Below are 17,187 nucleotides of genomic sequence, written 5' to 3' on the forward strand. Positions count from 1 at the left end.
CCAGGGCGCAGGCCGCGGCCGCCGCGCTCGAGGCGGCAGAGGCGGCCGCAGCGGGCACTCCCCCACAGCCCACCGCCGCGCCGCCGGCGGCCACCTTGTCCGACCACGCCGCCCAGATCGTCGCCGGCTACACGTTCAGCGGTCCGATGCTCCCGCTCGGCGCCCTGGTCGAGGACGACGTCCCCGTGCCCGGCGCGGTCGTCGGCGTCCCGCTCGCCATGATGAACCGGCACGGCCTGGTGGCCGGCGCGACCGGGACGGGCAAGACGAAGACGCTGCAGGTCCTGGCCGAGGGCCTGTCGGCCGCCGGTGTGCCGGTGTTCGTCGCCGACATCAAGGGCGACCTGTCCGGGCTCGCCGTGCCCGGGACGCCGAACGAGAAGCTGCTGGCCCGCACGGCGAGCGTCGGGCAGGAGTGGGTCGCGACGGCGTCGCCCGTCCAGTTCCTCAGCCTCGGCGGCATCGGCGAGGGCACGCCCGTGCGCACCACCGTCACCGACTTCGGCCCCCTGCTCCTGGGCAAGGTGCTCGGCCTCAACGGGACACAGGAGTCGAGCCTGGGGCTGCTCATGCACTGGGCCGACACCCAGGGGCTCGCCCTGCTCGACCTCAAGGACCTGCAGGCCACCATCGCGTACCTGGTCAGCGACGAGGGCAAGCCGCAGCTCAAGGGGATCGGCGGCCTGTCCGCGGCGACCGCGGGGGTGATCCTGCGCGAGATCGTCGGGCTGCAGGCGCAGGGCGCCGACGCGTTCTTCGGGGAGCCCGCGTTCGACGTGTCGGAGCTCCTGCGGACCACCAGCGACGGCCGCGGAGTCATCAGCGCGCTCGAGCTGCCGGCCGTGCAGGACCGACCCGCGCTGTTCTCGACGTTCCTCATGTGGCTGCTGGCCGAGCTGTTCCAAGAGCTGCCCGAGGTGGGCGACCCCGACAAGCCGCGCCTCGTCTTCTTCTTCGACGAGGCGCACCTGCTGTTCACCGGCGCGTCGGCGGACTTCCTCACGCAGGTGACCCAGACCGTGCGGCTGATCCGGTCGAAGGGCGTCGGCGTCTTCTTCGTCACGCAGAGCCCCAAGGACGTGCCCGCCGACGTGCTGGGCCAGCTGGGCAACCGCGTCCAGCACGCCCTGCGGGCATTCACTCCCGACGACGCCTCGGCGCTGCGGGCCGCCGCCCGCACGTTCCCAACCTCGCCGTACGACCTCGAGCAGCTGCTCCAGTCGCTGGGCACGGGCGAGGCTGTGGTCACCGTGCAGTCCGAGCGCGGCACGCCGACGCCGGTGGCATGGACGCGGCTGCGCGCCCCGCAGTCGTCGATGGAGCCGATGCCCGCGGCCGAGCTGACCGCCGCGGTGTCGGCGTCGCCGCTGGCCGCCCGGTACGCGGCCGCCGTGGACCGTGAGTCGGCCTACGAGCTGCTCGCCGTGCGGGCCGAGAAGGCGCAGGAGGCGGCACGCCGGGCCGAGGAGGCCGAGGAGGCCGCGGACGAGGCCGCGCGGAAGGCCAAGGAGGCTCGCCGGGCCGCTCCGCGCCGGTCGACCAGCCGGACGAGTCCGCTGGACAGCCTGCTGCGGTCAGCGGGCACTCAGCTGGGGCGTGAGATCACGCGCTCGATCTTCGGCACCCGCCGGCGCTGACGGCACGGGGGCCGGGCCGCGGCCGAAGACGAGGACGACCACGAGCCCGACCGCGGTGAGGATGGCGCCGACCCAGGCCGGCGCCAGGTAGCCGAGGCCGCCGGCGATGACGAGCCCGCCGACGAACGCGCCGGTCGCGTTGCCCAGGTTGAGCGCCGAGTGGCACAGGGCCGCACCGAGCGACGGCGCGGCGGGCGACACATCCATGAGCCGGGTCTGCAGCGAGAGCCCGAGCACCTGCGAGGTGACGCCGAGCAGCACCAGCGAGAGCACCGCCGGGACGGGGTTGGCACCCACGAGCGCGACGGCGACCAGCACGACGATCGTGGCGACCATGCTGCCGATGACCGTGCCCAGCACCGACCGGTCCGCCAGCCGGCCGCCCACGACGGTGCCGATCGTCATGCCGATCCCGTAGAGCGCGAGCACCAGCGGCACGAGACCGACGCTGAGCCCGGTCACCTCGGTCAGCAGCGGCTTGACGTACGAGTAGACGGCGAACATGCCGCCGAACCCGACCGCCCCGGCGCCGAACGCGATCCACAGCCGACGGTTGCGCAGCGCGGCGAGCTCGGTGCGCACGGTCGTGCCCGGTGCCGACGGCAGCGAGGGGGTCCACGCCGAGAGTGCCGCGAGCGTCACCAGCCCGAGCGCGCCGACGCCGACGAACGCCCACCGCCAGCCGACGGCGTGGCCGACGACCGCGGTCAGGGGGACACCGACGGCGCAGGCGATCGTCAGGCCCGCCATCATCGCGGCGACCGCGCGCCCGCGGCGCTCCGGTCCGACGACGGCGGTCCCCATCACCGCGCCGACACCGAAGAACGCGCCGTGCGGCAGCCCGGCGAGGAACCGGGCGAGCACGAGCCAGCCCATGGTCGGCGCGAACGCGGAGAGCACGTTCCCCACGGTGAAGGCCACCATGAGCAGCAGCAGGAGGCGGCGCCTGTCCAGGCGGGCACCCAGCGCGGCGAGCGTCGGGGCGCCGACGACCACGCCGAGCGCGTACGCGGTGATCGCGTGGCCGGCGGTCGGGATGGAGACGTCGAGGTCCGCGGCGATCTCGGGCAGCAGGCCCATCGTCGCGAACTCCGTCGTGCCGATGCCGAAGCCGCCCAGGGCGAGGGCGAACAGCGCGGCGCGCGAGCGCGCGGGCGTGAGCGTGACCAACGACGACCCTCCGGACGAATCGATTCGATCTGGGTGCGGAGTACGTCGTCGTCAGCTCCGGTGGATGCCGCAAGAGTACGTCAGGCGACGGGGACCAGCCAGATCGCCCGGGCGGCGACCTCGCCGAGGTCGACCGTGCGGCCGCCGACGCGGACCGAGATCACGCCCGCGACCGTGCGCCGCTCGACGACCGTGACCGCGGCGTCGAGCACCAGGTCGACCGACTCCAGGTAGCGCAGCAGGCCGGGGTCGGCGTCGGAGATCCGGGCCACCGCCCAGTCCCCCGGCTCCACGTCCCACAGCACGAGCGCGGCCGGCGCCTCGAACGTGCCGTCGGGGCCCGGGATGGGGTCGCCGTGCGGGTCCCGGCGCGGGTGGCCCAGCTGCGCGGCGATCCGCTCCACGAAGAGGTCCGACACGGCGTGCTCGAGCACCTCGGCCTCGTCGTGCACCTCGTCCCACCCGTACCCGAGCACCTCGACGAGGAACGTCTCGATGAGGCGGTGCCGCCGCACGACGGCGAGCGCGTGCCGCTCGCCGGCCGCGGTCAGCTCGATGGCGCCGTAGGGCTGGTGCGTGACCAGACCCGCGTCGGCGAGGCGGCGGACCGTCTCCGAGACGGTCGACGCGCCGACCCCCAGGCGGGTCGCCAGCATCTTCGTGGTGACGGGCTGCCCCGACCACTCGCCCGCCGACCACACGACCTTGAGGTAGTCCTGCGTGACGGCGCTCAGCTCGGGGGTCGTCGGCGTGCTCACGCCGTCCACCCTAGGTGGCGCTCAGACGGGCGACGGGGTTCCGCCCGGCCCGGTCGGTGTCAGGACCGCCGGCGTCGGGGGCCAGCGCAGGCGGCCGCTGACGCTCGCGGTGGTGTCGGGCCGGACCTGGACCAGCTGGTAGTCGACGAAGCGCCGGCTGGCGGGGTCCCAGCGCAGGACCGTCATCTCCGCGACGCCGTGCAGGGGCCCGACGGTGGGCTGACCCAGCGTCGCCCCCGCCGTGCTCGAGCTGACGTAGCGGACGCCGAGGTCCATCCGCTCGGGCCCGTACCGCTTGTGCAGGTGGCCCGAGATCTGGGCGGGCACGCAGCCGCTGGCCAGAGCGGGCTGGCCGACGGCCGGCGTGTGGATGAGCAGCAGGTCGACGCCGTCGGGGTCGTCGCACGCCACGTCGGAGAGGCGCTCGGCCTCGTCGCTCGCGGACTCCTTGCCGGCCTGGGCGGTGCCGCCCGCGCCGACCCGGGTCTCGTTCGGGTCCCGGTCGCCCAGGATGCGCATGCCGTCGACCTCGATCACCGACCCGTCCAGCACGGTGGCACCGGCCTTCGCGTAGTTGCCGGTGGTCTCCCGCGAGTCGTGGTTGCCGGGCGAGGTCACCAGCTCCACGCCGTCGGGGATCGCGCGCGCGAAGGTGGTCACGCAGTACTGCTCGACGGAGGTCCCGTTGAGCGTGGTGTCGCCCGCGTCGAGGACCAGGTCGGCCTTCGACCGCAGCACCAGCGTGCGGATGAGGGGCGCCATGCCGATGTTGCAGTGCAGGTCGGAGACCACGACCACGGTCACCAGGTCCTCGGCGTCCGGCGCGGTCGGTGTCGGTGACGACGTGGCGGGCGGCGCGACGACCGCGGCGTCGATCGTCTGCTGACGGTCGTCCCAGGCGGCCTCGAGGGACTCGTTCGCGGCGGCGTAGAACTTCTCGTTGTTGCGCAGCTCCGCCACGACCTGGCCGCCGTACGTGTCGATGACGCCGCCGAGCCGGCCGGTCACCCGGGCACCCTCGAGCGGGGTGCCGTCGAACACGGCCGAGGCGGTGTGCGACTCCGGCGGCTGGTCGCGCCGTCCCAGGCTGGACGTCAGCACGGTCGCGACCAGGGCCACGGCCACGGCCGCGACCACCACGGACCGCAGGTGCGGACGCAGGCGCTCGCGCAGCTCGGCGCGGCGGGCGGCGCCGAGCAGCCACCGCAGCAGCCACCACGCGCCGACCAGCAGGGCGAAGGCGAGCGCGGTCCGCTCGAGCGCCTGCACGGCCAACGCCCGGGCCACGTCCTGCACGGTCGCCTGGGGTCCCGAGAAGAACTGCAGGTAGCTCTGCAGGTCCCCACTGAGCGCCTGCAGGGTCTTGGCCTGGCTGAGCTCCGTGACGGACGCGGGGATCTCCTGCACCGTCACGCGCACGCCGAGCGTGAGCGGGAGCGGGGAGTCGATCTGGAGCGTGCCGAGCGGCCCGAGGTCGACGGTCACCGTGTCGTCCGTGGTGACGTCGTACCGCGCCTCGTGCGGGCCGAGGCTGCTCTCCACCGAGGCGGTCGTGATCCCGAAGACCAGCGCGAGGAGCAGGGCGCCGACGACGAGGAGCACACGCGGCCACCATCGTCGCTCGACGCCCTGGTCCGGGCCGCTCGGGTGGCTCATCGCCCCCAAGCCTAGGGGGCGGTCAGCTCCGGGCGTCCCGCCAGGCCACCCACTCGGCGGCGAGCGACAGGTCGTAGTCCGGGCCGCTGGCACCGATGGTGAACAGCGTGGCGCCGGCGGCGACCAGGGCGTCCGCCACGGCGGCCGGCGACGTGCCGACTCCCACCGAGCGCTCGACCAGCGAGGCGGTGTCCCGGCCCACGTCGGTGCCGTGCTCGTCGAGGATGGCGCTCTTGCGGCTGAGGGTCTCGACGTCCCCGAAGGAGTGCCAGACATCCGCGTGCTCCGCGACGACCCGCAGCGTCTTGCGCTCGCCGCCACCGCCGATCAGGACGGGGATGTCCCGGGTGGGAACGGGGTTCGACGCCGCCCAGCGCGCCTTGATCCGCGGCAGCGCCTGCGCCATGTCGGCGATGCGCCCGCCCGCGGTGCCGAACTCGTAGCCGAACTGGTCGTAGTCCTTCTCGAACCAGCCGGCCCCGATCCCGAGAATGAGCCGGCCACCGCTGATGTGGTCGACGGTCCGCGCCATGTCCGCCAGCAGCTCCGGGTTGCGGTACGAGTTGCACGTCACGAGCGCGCCGATCTGCACGCGGCTCGTCTGCTCCGCCCACGCGCCGAGCATGGTCCAGCACTCGAAGTGCTTGCCGTCCGGGTCGCCGCTGAGCGGGAAGAAGTGGTCCCAGTTGAACAGGACGTCGACGCCGAGGTCTTCCGCGCGACGGACCGCGTCGCGGATCTGGGCATAGTCGGCGTGCTGGGGCTGGAGCTGGACTCCGATGCGGATGGGGTGCGTCATGGTGTCGAGCCTACGGACGGGCGCCGGATCGAGCCTCCGGGAGAAGCGGACGAGATCTGACCTGTTCTGGCGCGATGCTGGTTCCACCCACCACGAAGAGGAGTCCACGATGGACATGAAGCTCGAGCTCGTCTCCGTCCCCGTCGCCGACATCGACCGCGCGAAGGCGTTCTACGTCGACCAGGTCGGCTTCGTCGCCGACCACGACGTCACCGTCGACGAGACCCTGCGGTTCGTGCAGCTCACCCCGCCGGGCTCCGCGTGCTCGATCGTGCTCGACGTGACCATGACCTCGATGCCGCCGGGCGCGCAGAAGGGGTTGCAGGTGGTCGTCGACGACGCCGACGCCGCCTACGAGCTCCTGGTGGGCCGCGGGGTCGCCGCCGAGCCCGTCGTCGAGTTCCCGTGGGGCCGGTTCACGTTCTTCGAGGACCCGGACGGCAACCGGTGGGCGGTGCAGCAGATCGTCCGCCGCTGAGCCCCTGGCATAGTGGGCGCACCGGCGCGAACCACCCATATCAGCCGCCGCGACACCGAGGATGCCGATGCCGCTCACTCTTCTGGGTGCCCTTCTGCTCGTCGTGGGCTTCGCCGCCGCGATGCTGCTGGAGCGCCGCCGACCCGACTCCCCCGCCGCCGACTGGTACCCGGACCCCACGACCACCGAACCTCGCCGACGTCTCTGGGACGGTCAGGCGTGGCACCCCGACGTGGCGGACGGGTCGGTCGCCGCCGCCCTCGGACGTCGGTTCCGGGGCCGGTTCTGGGGCGCGTGGGTGTGGTTCTTCGTGGCGGCGGTCGTGGTCCTCGGCGTCGGTTCCGCCCTCTACACGTCGTCCGAGGACGTCACCGTGATGGGCTGGACGAGCTTTCTCGCCATGTCCCTGGTGTGCGCGGGCTTCTACCGCTTCGTCGCCCGCCAGGTCGCGCTGGACGAGGCCGTCGGCCCCCTGTCCGTGCTGGCGGGGACGGTCGCGGGCGCCGGGGCGACGCTGCTGATCGCGCTCAACCTGAACGACCTCGTCATCGAGCACCTCGGCGGTGTCCAGACGGCGACCCGGACGGTGGGCTTCACCGAGGAGCTCGCCAAGCTCGTCGTGCCGCTCGCGCTGTTCCTCGTCGGCCGGTACCGCAACCCGCGCGCCGGCATCGCGATGGGCCTCGCCGCCGGGTTCGGGTTCGCGATCACGGAGACCACGATCTACGCCTACGAGACCGCGGCGGCCAGCGGACCGAACTTCTGCGGGGCCGAGACCCCGGAGGCGACGCCGATGTTCGTCATCCAGGCGCAGGTCGCGCGCATCTGGACCGTCTCCCCGCTGCACTGGCTCTGGACCGGCATCGCCGTCGCGGTCGCGTGGCGGCTCTGGCGCGTCTACGGCGGCCGCGGGACCCCGGCTGCCCTCGGCGTGATCCTCGCCGTCATGGTGGTGCACTCCGCCAACGACACGTCGTCGACGCTCGGCTGCGACAACCCGGGCGTGACGTTGCTCCTGCAGCTGTTCCGCTGGGGCCTGTTCGTCGCGACGTACCTCGTGTTCAAGGCGATGGTGCGCAAGTCGACCCCGCCGGAGCTGGTGGGCGTGGTCAGCAAGGGCTGGACGCCGAAGCACCTCGGCGCGACGCCCGCGGCGCCCGACGCGGCGCCCCCGGTCGCGGCCGCCGTGCCGGAGACCGGGTCGGCCGACTGAGCCTCGTCAGCCAGCGTCGACCGTGGACGGCCGCGCGGCCGAGATGAGCAGCTCGGCCGCGCTGCGGATCTGGTCGATCTGCGCGGGCGTCAGGCCCAGACCGTCCACCATGGCGGTCGGGATCCCGACGGCGGACGCCCGCATCGCGCGCCCGGCGTCGGTCACCACGATGTCGAGCGCGCGCTCGTCGCCGGTGGCCCGCTCCCGGCTCACCAGACCCATGGCCTCCAGCCGCTTGACCAGGGGCGACGCCGTCGCGGGCTCGAGGTGCAGCAGCGCGGCCAGCTCCTTCAGCGAGAGCCGGCCGTACTGCCAGAGGGCCAGCATCGCGAGGTACTGCGGGTGCGTGAGGCCTAGCGGCTCCAGCAGCGGCCGGTAGAACGCCACGAGGCTGCGCGCCGCCGCGGACACGGTCAGGCAGACCTGGGCCTCGACGGCGAGCGGATCCTCCATGCGGCGATGATAGATCGTGCGCATATACTTCGTGCACGAACTACTGAGGAGTGCCCGTGCCGAAGAAGCAGCGCCGCGACATGACCGAGTGGTGGCTCACGTACCTCGGACCCGCCCAGGTGGGCAACATCCGCGGGCCGCGCAAGGTCCTCACCGCCGACGAGCGCGCCCGCGACACCGAGCTCCAGCAGGGGTTCGAGCGCGTGGTGGACGCGAGCGGGCGGTCGTTCCTCGTCGAGCGACCTACTGATAGCTGACGAGGTCCGGCACCGGCTGGACCTGGTAGGTCTGCGTCGGGTCCAGCATCGGCGCGTCCTCGTCGTAGAAGTTCTTCCACCCCCAGTGCACGGGCGGCGCGTCGGTGCGCAGGGCGTTCCAGGTGCCGGCCTTGGCGGGCTGCGAACCCTGCCCGTCGACGTGGATGACCACCGACAACTCGTCGCGCGACGTGTCCAGGCGGCCGCGGTCCGTGATCATCCGGCCGGCGAACTGGTGCAGCACGAACATCTTCTGCGGCAACGCACGCTGCGCCGTGAAGTCCGCCAGCCACGCGACGACGGTGTTGACCTCGTCGATGCCGACCGAGCCGATCTGGCGCAGGTGCACCTGGTCCGGCGCCAGGCGCCACTCGGGGTCGAGCGCGAGGCCCACGTACGGGAGCGCGAGCAGGTCCGCGTACTGCTGGGCCTGCGTGAGGAAGTCGGTGCGACCGGGCTGCAGGTCGAGCACGACGGCCATGCCCGCGGCGCCCGCGGCCTCGACCAGGGGGCGCAGGTCCCCGACCGGGCGCTCGTCCGAGTAGTTGCCGTCAGGCCCCGGTCCCGCGGACGCGATGGTCGCGATGATCTCGACGGCGGGGACGACGGCGTCCACGGTGAGGGACCGGTAGGGCGCCGCGGTGGCGTCCGCCCGGGTGAGGGTGGCCGGGACGTCCTGCTCGCCCAGCACCCCGAGCGCCTTCGAGCCCGGCGTGCCGTACAGGGCCACGTACTTCTTGCCGGGCACGCCCGGGACCTGCGGGAAGATCAGCTGCCCGCCGCCGCCGAGGAGCGCGCCGGTGCGCGCCGCCGCCATGCGGCGGGCGAGCTGGTCYGGCGGCCCGAACGMGGCGCCGAGCGCGACCGCGTGGTCCGGTGCGGCCGCGGCGATCGCCTGCACGCCCGGCGTCGCTGCGCGGGGGTCGCCGCCGGGCACGTCGAGCACGGGGACGCCCGCGGCCCGGATGGTCGCCAGCGCGGCGAGCGGGTCGACACCCACGCCCGTGAGCGCCACCGTCGCCGGGGCGGGCTCGGGCGGGCGGGTGCGCGGGAGGGCGGACAGCGACGACGTCGCCGAGGGCGACGCCGTCGGTGCGACGGTCGGCGTGGGGCCCGGTGCCGGCGCAGCGACCCAGCCCGGGACGACCAGGACGGCCGTGGCCGTCGGCGTGAGCGCGCGCACCGCGGCCGCCTCCTGGCCGGCCGGAACTTCGGTCGGTGCACCGAACGTGACGCCCGTCGCGGCCCGCAGGGCGTTCGGGTCCGCGCCGGCAGCCACGGGCACGACGGCGACCTCGGCCGGCGGGACGAGCCCCACCGCCCCGACGGTGAGCAGGGCGTCGGCGTCGAGCCGCGCGACCTCCTCGAGCACGGCCGCGGGGTCGGCGCCGGCGGCAACGAGCAGGACGGGCGCCCCCACCGCGACCGCCACCGACGACGCCGTCAGCTGGGACGCGAGGTCCTCGGCGGGCGCGACGACGACCACGGGCGCGCGCGCGAACAGGGCACGGGACGCCTCGAGGGCCGCGTCCTGGACGGTGGCCGCCGGGAGCACGGTGGCCGGCTCGGCGGGGGCGGTGACCTGCGCGGACACCGGCGTCGGGGTCGGCGTGGGAGTCGGCGCGAGCGTGCTCGCCGTCGGGCTCGGGGCCAGCTGGGAGTCGTCGTCCGTGCACCCGGCGAGAGCGAGCGTCGCGAGCAGGCACACGACGATCGGGCCGCGTCGTCGACGCAACGGCACGGCGGACCTCCCTCTCGCAGCCGACCGCCAGTGTACGAGGGGACGATGGCTGAGCCTTAGCGCGCGCGGACCGCGGCAAGGTGCCAGCCTCGATGCATGGGTCAGCACCAGGAGACGGAGAGCGCGGTCGAGGTCCCCCTGGATGCCCGGCTGCCCGACCTCACGACCGTCGACGGCGTCGCGTCCGTCGACGAGCCGCAGGCCGTGGAGCTCGTCGCGGTGTACGTCGACACGCCTCGCCTCGACCTGGCGCGCGCCGGCGTCACGCTGCGCCGACGGACAGGCGGGGACGACGAGGGCTGGCACCTCAAGGTCCCGACCGGCCGGTCCGGCGACGCGGGTCCCCGACGGCGCACGGAGCACCGCACGCCGCTCGCCGACGAGGTGCCTGCCGAGCTGCTGCCGCTCGTCCGATCACGCACGCTCGACCGACCGCTCGCCCCGCGCGCGGAGCTGCGCACGCATCGGCTGGTGCACCGCCTGCGCGACGAGTCGGGCACGGTCCTGGCCGAGGTCGCCGACGACACGGTCCGGGCGCTGTCGGCGGACGGCGCGGAGCTCGCGACGTGGCGCGAATGGGAGGTGGAGCTGGTCGACGGCCCGGACGACGTCGTCGTCGCGGTCGCCCGGGCGCTGGCGTCGGTGGCCGGTGCCGCGCCGCGGCGGGCCGCCAAGCTGACGCGCGCGCTGGGCCCGGCGGCTCCCGAGCCGCGGGCGACGTCGCCTCGGGACGGCACCGCGGCCGAGGTGGTCCGCGCGTACGTGGCGGTGCACACCGAACGGCTCCTCGCCGCGGACCCCGCCCTCCGCGCGGGCGACGACGACGGCGTCCACGACGCGCGGGTGGCCACGCGCCGGCTCCGGACGGCGCTCGCCGTGTTCCGCCCGGTCGTGGACCGCTCCCTCACCGACCCGGTCCGCGACGAGCTGTCCGAGCTCGGCCACCTGCTCGGCGACGCCCGGGACGCCTACGTCGAGCGTCGGGAGCTGCGCCGCCTGGTGGCGCAGGAGGACATCGAGCTCGTGCTCGGGCCGGTCGCGCAGCGCCTCGACGACGACCGCTCGGTGGCGCGGCGCACCGCCCTCGACGCGCTCGAGGGATGGCTCGACTCCGACCGGCACCTCGCCCTCCTGGCGTCGCTCGACGCGCTGGCGGACGCCCTGCCGGCGGGTCCGCGCGCGGCCGAGGCCGCCGACCGGGTCATCCCGCGCCGGGCCCGCACGGCGTGGCGACGTCTGGTGGACGCGGTCGGGGCGGGCGCAGACGGCCCCGAGGACCACGACGAGGCGCTGCACGAGATCCGCAAGGACGCCCGGCGCGCCCGGTACGCGAGCGAGGTCGGTGCCCTGGTCGTGGGCGACCCGGCGCTCCGGAGCGCCCGGCGGGCCCGCGAGGTGCAGGACGTCCTGGGCCGCCAGCACGACTCGGTCGTCCGGCGCGAGACGCTGCGCCGGATCGGCATCCAGGCGCACCTGGACGGCGAGAACGCCTTCACCTACGGGCGGCTGCACGCCCTCGCGCAGGAGGCCGGCGCCGCCGCGGAGCGTGCCGCTCGGCGCCCGGTCCGCAGGGCGGTGCGCCGCGCGCACCGACGGTGGGCGCGCTGAGCGCTCAGGCCGGTCCGGGCTCGTCGGCGCGGTGGTTGTGGCCGAGGCTCTGCAGGAAGCGGGGTCCGTCGGCGGCGAGCTCGCGCTCGTAGGCCGACGCCCAGGTGCCGTACGGGGCACCGGCGAGTGCGTCGTTGGAGAACCGCGGATCGGACGTCACCTCGGTGACGCAGAACTCCGGGATGGTGAGGTTGGTGACGGGGCCGCCGCGCTCGACCTCGGCGACCACCAGCGGGGCGTTCCCGCCCGCGAACGTGTCGACCACCCACCCGTCGTCGCCCAGCCACACCGAGTGCCGCGTCTTGGCCACACGCGCACCGCCCCGGCGCACCAGCTCGAGGCCCACGGAGACGTCCAGCTCGCGCTCGGCCTCGTACCGGGTGCCCTCGTTCATGGGGCCCTTGACGGTGATCGCGCAGAAGTCCATCTGGTCGGCGTACCGGTCGAGGATGGCGAGCTCGTCCAGCCCGGGCTCGAGCACGAGGCCCTCGACGGTGGCCTGCACCCGGACGCGGACGGCGAAGCCGCCGTCAGCGAGCACGTAGCTCTGCACGATGAGGGCCGGCGAGGCGTCCAGCAGCTCGGCGGGCACGTCGCGCGCCCAGAAGCGACGCTCGAACTCGAAGTCGCCGTACCCGGTGTCGCTCACGCCTCCGAGGCTATCGGTCACTCCGTGGTCACCGCGTCGAGCACGGGCAGACGCGCCGCGCGGACCGCCGGCCAGAGCGCCGCGACCACGCCGACCAGGACGGCGAGCGCGAGCATGGCCACGAGGCTCGCCCACGGGATCGCGAGCGTGCGCAGCCCGACGTCGGCGAAGACCGTGGGCAACGTGGCCGCGAGCGCGACGCCCAGCACCAGCCCGACCGTGGTGCCGAACACCGCGGTCAGCACGGACTCCAGCGTGATCGTGGTGCCCAGCTGCAGCCGTCCGAGACCGACGGCCCGCAGCAGCCCGATCTCACGGGTCCGCTCGATGACCGACAGCGCGAGCGTGTTGATGATGCCGAGCACGGCGATGACGATGGACAGGCCGAGCAACGCGTAGAGGATGACGAGCACGCGGTCCACCTGGGCGGCCAGGTCCGAGACGAACTCCGCGCTGTCCATGACCGAGACCACGACGTAGGGGCGGACGGCGTCCGTGAGCTGGTCGCGCAGGGCAGCCACGTCGGCCCCCTCGGTCGCGGTGACGAAGACGGTGGTGACGCGCTGCTCGTCGGGCGGCAGCAGCTGGTCGAGCAGGGTCTGCGACACGACGAGCGGCACGCCGAACGCGGGCGAGTCGATGACGGCGCCGATGGCGACCGTCTGCGACGCGCTCGACCCGACGAGCTCGAGGCGCTGGCCGACCGTCCAGTGCTCGTCGTCCATCGTCGTCCGCTGGACCGCCACCTCGCCCGCCGCCAGCGCGTCCGGGAACGAGCCCTCGACCTGCTCGGTCCGGATGCTGCGGCCGACGGCCGTCGGGTCGATGCCGGTGACCGCGAGGCTCGCACCGTCCACCAGGACCACGCCGGTGGCGAACGTGTCCGCGGCGCGCACGTCGGGCAGGGCGCGCACGTCCTCGATGGCCTGCGCCGGCACGGTGCCCTGGGCGGCCCCGCGCAGGATGTAGTCGGTGGTGGCCTCCCGAGCGACGATCGCGCTGGTGGACGCCTGCGTGGTGGCGGCGATGACGGCGGCGGCGCCCACCAGCGCCATGCCGATCATCAAGGCCCCGGCCGTGTTGGCCGTGCGTCGCGGGTTGCGGGTGACGTTGCCGCGGGCGAGCGGCCCGACCGGGCGCCACCGCGCGACGGGCACGGCGAGCACCCGGAGCATGCCGCGCGCCAGCACGGGCGAGGCCGCGAGCACCCCGAGCACCACCGCGCCGGCGCCGATCCCCAGCAGCGCGCCCGCGTGCTCKGCCGCGGGGTCCAGGAGGGCGGCGGTCACCGCGCCGACGCCCAGCACCACGAGCACCGCGCCGGCGACGGCACGCCGGCTCAGCGAGCGCTCCGGCAGCGTCACCTCGTCGCGGAGCGCCTCGACCGGCGGCACGAGGGCTGCCCGGCGCGCGGGCAGCGCCGCCGCGAGGACGCTGACCAGGGTGCCGACGAGCACCGACACCACGAGGGTGAACCCGTCGAGCGGCACCCGTCCGGTGAGCTGCATGCCGACCCGGCCCAGCACCGAACGCAGGACGACCACCAGGCCGAGCCCGCCCGCGACGCCCAGCGCCGCGCCGACCACGCCGACGATGGCCGCCTGCAGCACGATCGAGGAGAACACCTGCAGCGGTGACGCCCCCACAGCGCGCAGCAGGGCGAGCTCGCGGGTGCGCTGACGCACCCACATGGAGAACGTGTTCGCGATGATGAACGCGCCGACGAACAACGAGATCCCCGCGAACACCAGCAGGAACGTCGTGATGAAGCCGAGGATCGCCAGGACGTTCGCGGTGGCCTGGTCGCGCACCTCGTCGCCGGTCACCGCCTCCGCGGGCACGGCCGACGCCGCGGCGACGGGCGCGATCCGGTCCACCAGCTGCTGCTCGCTGAGCCCGTCGGCGGCCAGGACCGAGATCGTGGCCACCGTGCCGTCCGGGGCGAACGCGGCGGTCGCGGTCGCCGTGTCGAGGAACACGACCGTCGCGCCGGCCAGCGCCGACCCGAGCCCGATCTCCCCCACCACGGTCACCGGTCGGATCTCGCCGCCCACCACCACGCTCGTCGCGTCGCCGAGCGCCAGGCCGGACGCGCGCAGCGTGGCCGACTCCACGGCGATCTCGTCGGCACCCTCGGGCGGTCGCCCGGCGACGACGTGCACGGCCCGGTCCCGCGGGTCGTAGGCGAACCCGAAGCTGGGCGCCTGCGTGCTCTGCACGGCGGTGCCGTCGGCGCCCACCAGCACCAGCGGCCCCTGCAGGTCGGGCAGAGCGGCGGCGACGCCGTCGACGGCCGCGAGCTGGTCGACGAGGGTGAGCGGGACCGGGTTGCGCGTGTCCGGGCTGATCCGGTCCGGCCCACCCGTGCCGCCGGCGGGCTCGGCGCCCCGGACGTAGGCGTCGCCGAGCGTCGTCGTGGCGATGATGTCGGTGAACGTCGAGCCGAGCATCGTGCGCAGAGCGAACGTGCCGGCGACGAACGCGACGCCGAGGGCGACCGCGAGGACCGACAGGCAGAACCGCACGAGGTGCGCCCGGACGCCGCGCAGGGCGACGCGGATCATCGCGCGGCGCGGATCTCGGTCAGCGCGGCCAGCACCGTGTCCGCTGTCGGGTCCCGCAGCTCCCCCACCAGCCGGCCGTCGGCGAGGAACAGGACGCGGTGCGCGTAGCCCGCGGACGTCGGGTCGTGCGTGACCATGACCACCGACTGCCCGAGGTCGTCGACGCTGCTCCGCAGGAACCCGAGCACCTCCGCCGCCGAGGTGCTGTCGAGGTTGCCCGTCGGCTCGTCGGCGAAGACGACGGCGGGGCGCGCGACGAGCGCCCGCGCGCACGCCACGCGCTGCTGCTGCCCGCCGGACAGCTCGCTCGGCTTGTGGTTCAGGCGGTCGGTGAGCCCGAGCGTCTCGACGACGAGGTCCACGTGCGCCCGGTCCACGCGCCGGCGCGCGATGTCCAGCGGCAGCGTGATGTTCTCCAGCGCCGTCAGGGTGGGCACGAGGTTGTAGGCCTGGAACACGAAGCCGACCCGGGTGCGCCGCAGCGCCGTCAGCTTCCGCTCCGACATGCTGCTCACCGTCTGGCCGTCCACCACCACGGTGCCCGACGTCGGCCGGTCCAGGCCGGCGAGGCAGTGCATGAGCGTCGACTTGCCGGAGCCGGACGGCCCCATGATCGCCGTGAGCTCCCCCCGGACCAGGTCCACGTCGACCCCGTCGAGCGCCCGCACGGCCGTCGTACCGGCGCCGTAGACCTTCACCAGGTCGCGCGCCGAGGCGATCGCAGGTGTGGTCATCGCGGTGCGTTCCTCCAGGTACCGGGGCCGGTTGCGTCCGATCGTCCCTTGTGACGCTCGACACCGCGAGCCGTCTCGCGGTACGTCGTGTGAGAGAGTGGGACCACCAAGGGCTGCGCGAACCTGCGCGCCCCGCGTCGTGGAGGTCCCCCGGAGCACCCGCTCTGGTTGCTCTGGCGGCGGACCCCGACCCAGCCCGAGAGGCTCAATCTGTGACTTCCTTCGCCGATCTTGGCGTGCCCTCTGCCCTGTCCACCGCGCTCGACGCCCAGGGCATCACCGCTCCCTTCCCCATCCAGACCGCGACCCTGCCCGACTCGCTGGCGGGCCGTGACGTGCTCGGCCGCGGCCGCACCGGCTCCGGCAAGACCCTCGCGTTCGCCCTCCCGCTCGTCGTGCGGCTCGCCGCCACCGCGGGCAAGGGCAAGGCCGCCCGCCGGCCGCGCGCTCTGGTCCTGGCCCCGACCCGCGAGCTCGCCTCGCAGATCGACGCCACCATCGCCCCGCTGGCCAAGGTGATGGGGCTCAACACGACCGTCATCTTCGGCGGTGTCTCGCAGGGCAAGCAGGTCTCCGCGCTCAACGGCGGCATCGACATCGTCGTGGCCTGCCCGGGCCGCCTCGAGGACCTGCTCAACCAGAAGGCCCTCACGCTCGACGACGTGCAGATCACCGTGCTCGACGAGGCCGACCACATGGCCGACCTCGGCTTCCTGCCGGGCGTCAAGCGCATCATGGACAAGACCCCCAAGGCCGGCCAGCGCCTGCTCTTCTCGGCCACGCTGGACAAGGGCGTCGACCAGCTGGTCAAGCGCTACCTGACCTCGCCGGTCGAGCACTCCGTGGACAGCGCCGAGTCGCCCGTCGCCGCCATGACGCACCACCTGTTCGAGGTCCGCGACGCCGAGGCCAAGAAGCAGGTCGTGCACCACCTCGCCTCCGGCACCGGTCGCCGCGTCCTGTTCATGCGCACCAAGCACCAGGCCAAGAAGCTGGCCAAGCAGCTCACCATGGACGGCATCCCGGCCGTGGACCTGCACGGCAACCTCGCCCAGGGCGCCCGCGAGCGCAATCTCGAGGCGTTCTCCTCCGGCGCCGTGCGCGTGCTCGTCGCCACCGACATCGCCGCACGCGGCATCCACGTGGACGACATCGAGCTCGTCGTGCACGTCGACCCGCCGGCCGAGCACAAGGCGTACCTGCACCGCTCGGGTCGCACCGCGCGCGCCGGGTCGGGCGGTGACGTGGTGACCATCGTCCTGCCCGAGCAGCGCGGCGACGTCCGGCAGCTCACGCGGGCCGCCAAGATCACGGCGACCCCGAAGCCCGTCTTCCCCGGCGACGCGACGCTCACGCGGCTCGTCGGCGAGGTCGCCGCGCCCGTGAAGTACGTCGCCCCGCCCGTCCAGGCGTCCAGCGGTGGCGGCGGCAACGGTGGCGGCGGCCGCGGCCGCGGTCGTGGCCGTGGTG

15 protein-coding genes are annotated in these 17,187 nt (G+C 74.3%); 6 read left to right on the plus strand and 9 right to left on the minus strand.

All coding sequences use genetic code 11. The features are described from left to right. On the plus strand, positions 1-1,637 hold a 1,637-nt coding region (locus tag AC1DQC_RS19050), incomplete at its 5' end, for a helicase HerA-like domain-containing protein (RefSeq protein ID WP_477052801.1). Here AC1DQC_RS19050 and AC1DQC_RS19055 read toward each other — a convergent pair. The 4 genes from AC1DQC_RS19055 to AC1DQC_RS19070 all read right to left on the minus strand — a co-directional run bounded on the left by AC1DQC_RS19055 (position 1,575) and on the right by AC1DQC_RS19070 (position 6,020). After that, positions 1,575-2,807: an MFS transporter gene (locus AC1DQC_RS19055; protein WP_477052802.1), complete on the minus strand. Its 1,233-nt coding sequence runs from the start codon at positions 2,805-2,807 to the stop codon at positions 1,575-1,577. The two genes, AC1DQC_RS19050 and AC1DQC_RS19055, sit on opposite strands and share 63 nt — an antisense overlap. 80 nt (positions 2,808-2,887) lie before the next feature. Beyond that, positions 2,888-3,565, minus strand: coding sequence for a metal-dependent transcriptional regulator (locus AC1DQC_RS19060; RefSeq protein WP_477052803.1), 678 nt, complete (start codon positions 3,563-3,565; stop codon positions 2,888-2,890). 21 nt (positions 3,566-3,586) lie between these two features. Then, positions 3,587-5,221: a metallophosphoesterase family protein gene (locus tag AC1DQC_RS19065; protein WP_477052804.1), complete on the minus strand. Its 1,635-nt coding sequence runs from the start codon at positions 5,219-5,221 to the stop codon at positions 3,587-3,589. A 22-nt stretch (positions 5,222-5,243) separates the two neighbouring features. Next, positions 5,244-6,020, minus strand: a complete 777-nt coding sequence (locus AC1DQC_RS19070) for an LLM class F420-dependent oxidoreductase (protein WP_477052805.1) — start codon at positions 6,018-6,020, stop codon at positions 5,244-5,246. A gap of 109 nt (positions 6,021-6,129) precedes the next feature. Between AC1DQC_RS19070 and AC1DQC_RS19075 the strand changes: the two genes are divergently transcribed. Further along, complete coding sequence (locus tag AC1DQC_RS19075; RefSeq protein WP_477052806.1) at positions 6,130-6,498, plus strand: VOC family protein; 369 nt, start codon at positions 6,130-6,132, stop codon at positions 6,496-6,498. A 67-nt stretch (positions 6,499-6,565) separates the two neighbouring features. Beyond that, on the plus strand, positions 6,566-7,711 hold the full coding sequence (locus tag AC1DQC_RS19080; protein ID WP_477052807.1) for a PrsW family glutamic-type intramembrane protease: 1,146 nt from the start codon (positions 6,566-6,568) through the stop codon (positions 7,709-7,711). A 6-nt stretch (positions 7,712-7,717) separates the two neighbouring features. On the opposite strand, the gene AC1DQC_RS19085 is transcribed toward AC1DQC_RS19080, so the two are convergent. After that, complete coding sequence (locus AC1DQC_RS19085; RefSeq protein WP_477052808.1) at positions 7,718-8,164, minus strand: MarR family winged helix-turn-helix transcriptional regulator; 447 nt, start codon at positions 8,162-8,164, stop codon at positions 7,718-7,720. Positions 8,165-8,220: 56 nt separating this feature from the next. Here AC1DQC_RS19085 and AC1DQC_RS19090 point away from each other — a divergent pair, with 56 nt between their 5' ends. Next, on the plus strand, positions 8,221-8,421 hold the full coding sequence (locus AC1DQC_RS19090; RefSeq protein ID WP_477052809.1) for a hypothetical protein: 201 nt from the start codon (positions 8,221-8,223) through the stop codon (positions 8,419-8,421). Here the strand turns inward: AC1DQC_RS19090 and AC1DQC_RS19095 are convergent. Then, positions 8,408-10,162 (minus strand): hypothetical protein, encoded by a 1,755-nt coding sequence (locus tag AC1DQC_RS19095; protein ID WP_477052810.1) that lies wholly within the window; start codon positions 10,160-10,162, stop codon positions 8,408-8,410. The two genes, AC1DQC_RS19090 and AC1DQC_RS19095, sit on opposite strands and share 14 nt — an antisense overlap. A gap of 96 nt (positions 10,163-10,258) precedes the next feature. Between AC1DQC_RS19095 and AC1DQC_RS19100 the strand changes: the two genes are divergently transcribed. Then, a complete protein-coding gene (locus AC1DQC_RS19100) occupies positions 10,259-11,770 on the plus strand; it encodes a CYTH and CHAD domain-containing protein (RefSeq protein ID WP_477052811.1) in 1,512 nt (503 codons plus the stop codon). A 4-nt stretch (positions 11,771-11,774) separates the two neighbouring features. Here AC1DQC_RS19100 and AC1DQC_RS19105 read toward each other — a convergent pair whose 3' ends face one another. Genes AC1DQC_RS19105 through AC1DQC_RS19115 form a run of 3 tightly spaced genes read right to left on the minus strand, consistent with a single transcriptional unit; the run spans position 11,775 to position 15,717 of the window. Continuing rightward, complete coding sequence (locus tag AC1DQC_RS19105; RefSeq protein ID WP_477052812.1) at positions 11,775-12,419, minus strand: CYTH domain-containing protein; 645 nt, start codon at positions 12,417-12,419, stop codon at positions 11,775-11,777. A 17-nt stretch (positions 12,420-12,436) separates the two neighbouring features. Then, positions 12,437-14,983 (minus strand): ABC transporter permease, encoded by a 2,547-nt coding sequence (locus AC1DQC_RS19110; protein ID WP_477052813.1) that lies wholly within the window; start codon positions 14,981-14,983, stop codon positions 12,437-12,439. Then, positions 14,980-15,717 carry an ABC transporter ATP-binding protein gene (locus AC1DQC_RS19115; protein ID WP_477052814.1) on the minus strand — a complete coding sequence of 246 codons (738 nt, stop codon included), beginning with the start codon at positions 15,715-15,717 and terminating at the stop codon, positions 14,980-14,982. Before AC1DQC_RS19115 ends, AC1DQC_RS19110 begins: the two co-directional genes overlap by 4 nt. Positions 15,718-15,929: 212 nt before the next feature. Between AC1DQC_RS19115 and AC1DQC_RS19120 the strand changes: the two genes are divergently transcribed. Next, a partial coding sequence (locus AC1DQC_RS19120) for a DEAD/DEAH box helicase (protein WP_477052815.1) occupies positions 15,930-17,187 on the plus strand: 1,258 nt, incomplete at its 3' end.

The sequence above is a fragment of the Cellulomonas sp. P4_H12 genome (assembly GCF_056400905.1).

Coding starts and splice junctions, on each gene's coding strand:
- AC1DQC_RS19080 (WP_477052807.1), top strand. CDS start 6,566: ATGCCGCTCACTCTTCTGGGTGCCCTTCTGCTCGTCGTGGGCTTCGCC.
- AC1DQC_RS19070 (WP_477052805.1), bottom strand. CDS start 6,020: ATGACGCACCCCATCCGCATCGGAGTCCAGCTCCAGCCCCAGCACGCC.
- AC1DQC_RS19075 (WP_477052806.1), top strand. CDS start 6,130: ATGGACATGAAGCTCGAGCTCGTCTCCGTCCCCGTCGCCGACATCGAC.
- AC1DQC_RS19100 (WP_477052811.1), top strand. CDS start 10,259: ATGGGTCAGCACCAGGAGACGGAGAGCGCGGTCGAGGTCCCCCTGGAT.
- AC1DQC_RS19085 (WP_477052808.1), bottom strand. CDS start 8,164: ATGGAGGATCCGCTCGCCGTCGAGGCCCAGGTCTGCCTGACCGTGTCC.
- AC1DQC_RS19115 (WP_477052814.1), bottom strand. CDS start 15,717: ATGACCACACCTGCGATCGCCTCGGCGCGCGACCTGGTGAAGGTCTAC.
- AC1DQC_RS19065 (WP_477052804.1), bottom strand. CDS start 5,221: ATGAGCCACCCGAGCGGCCCGGACCAGGGCGTCGAGCGACGATGGTGG.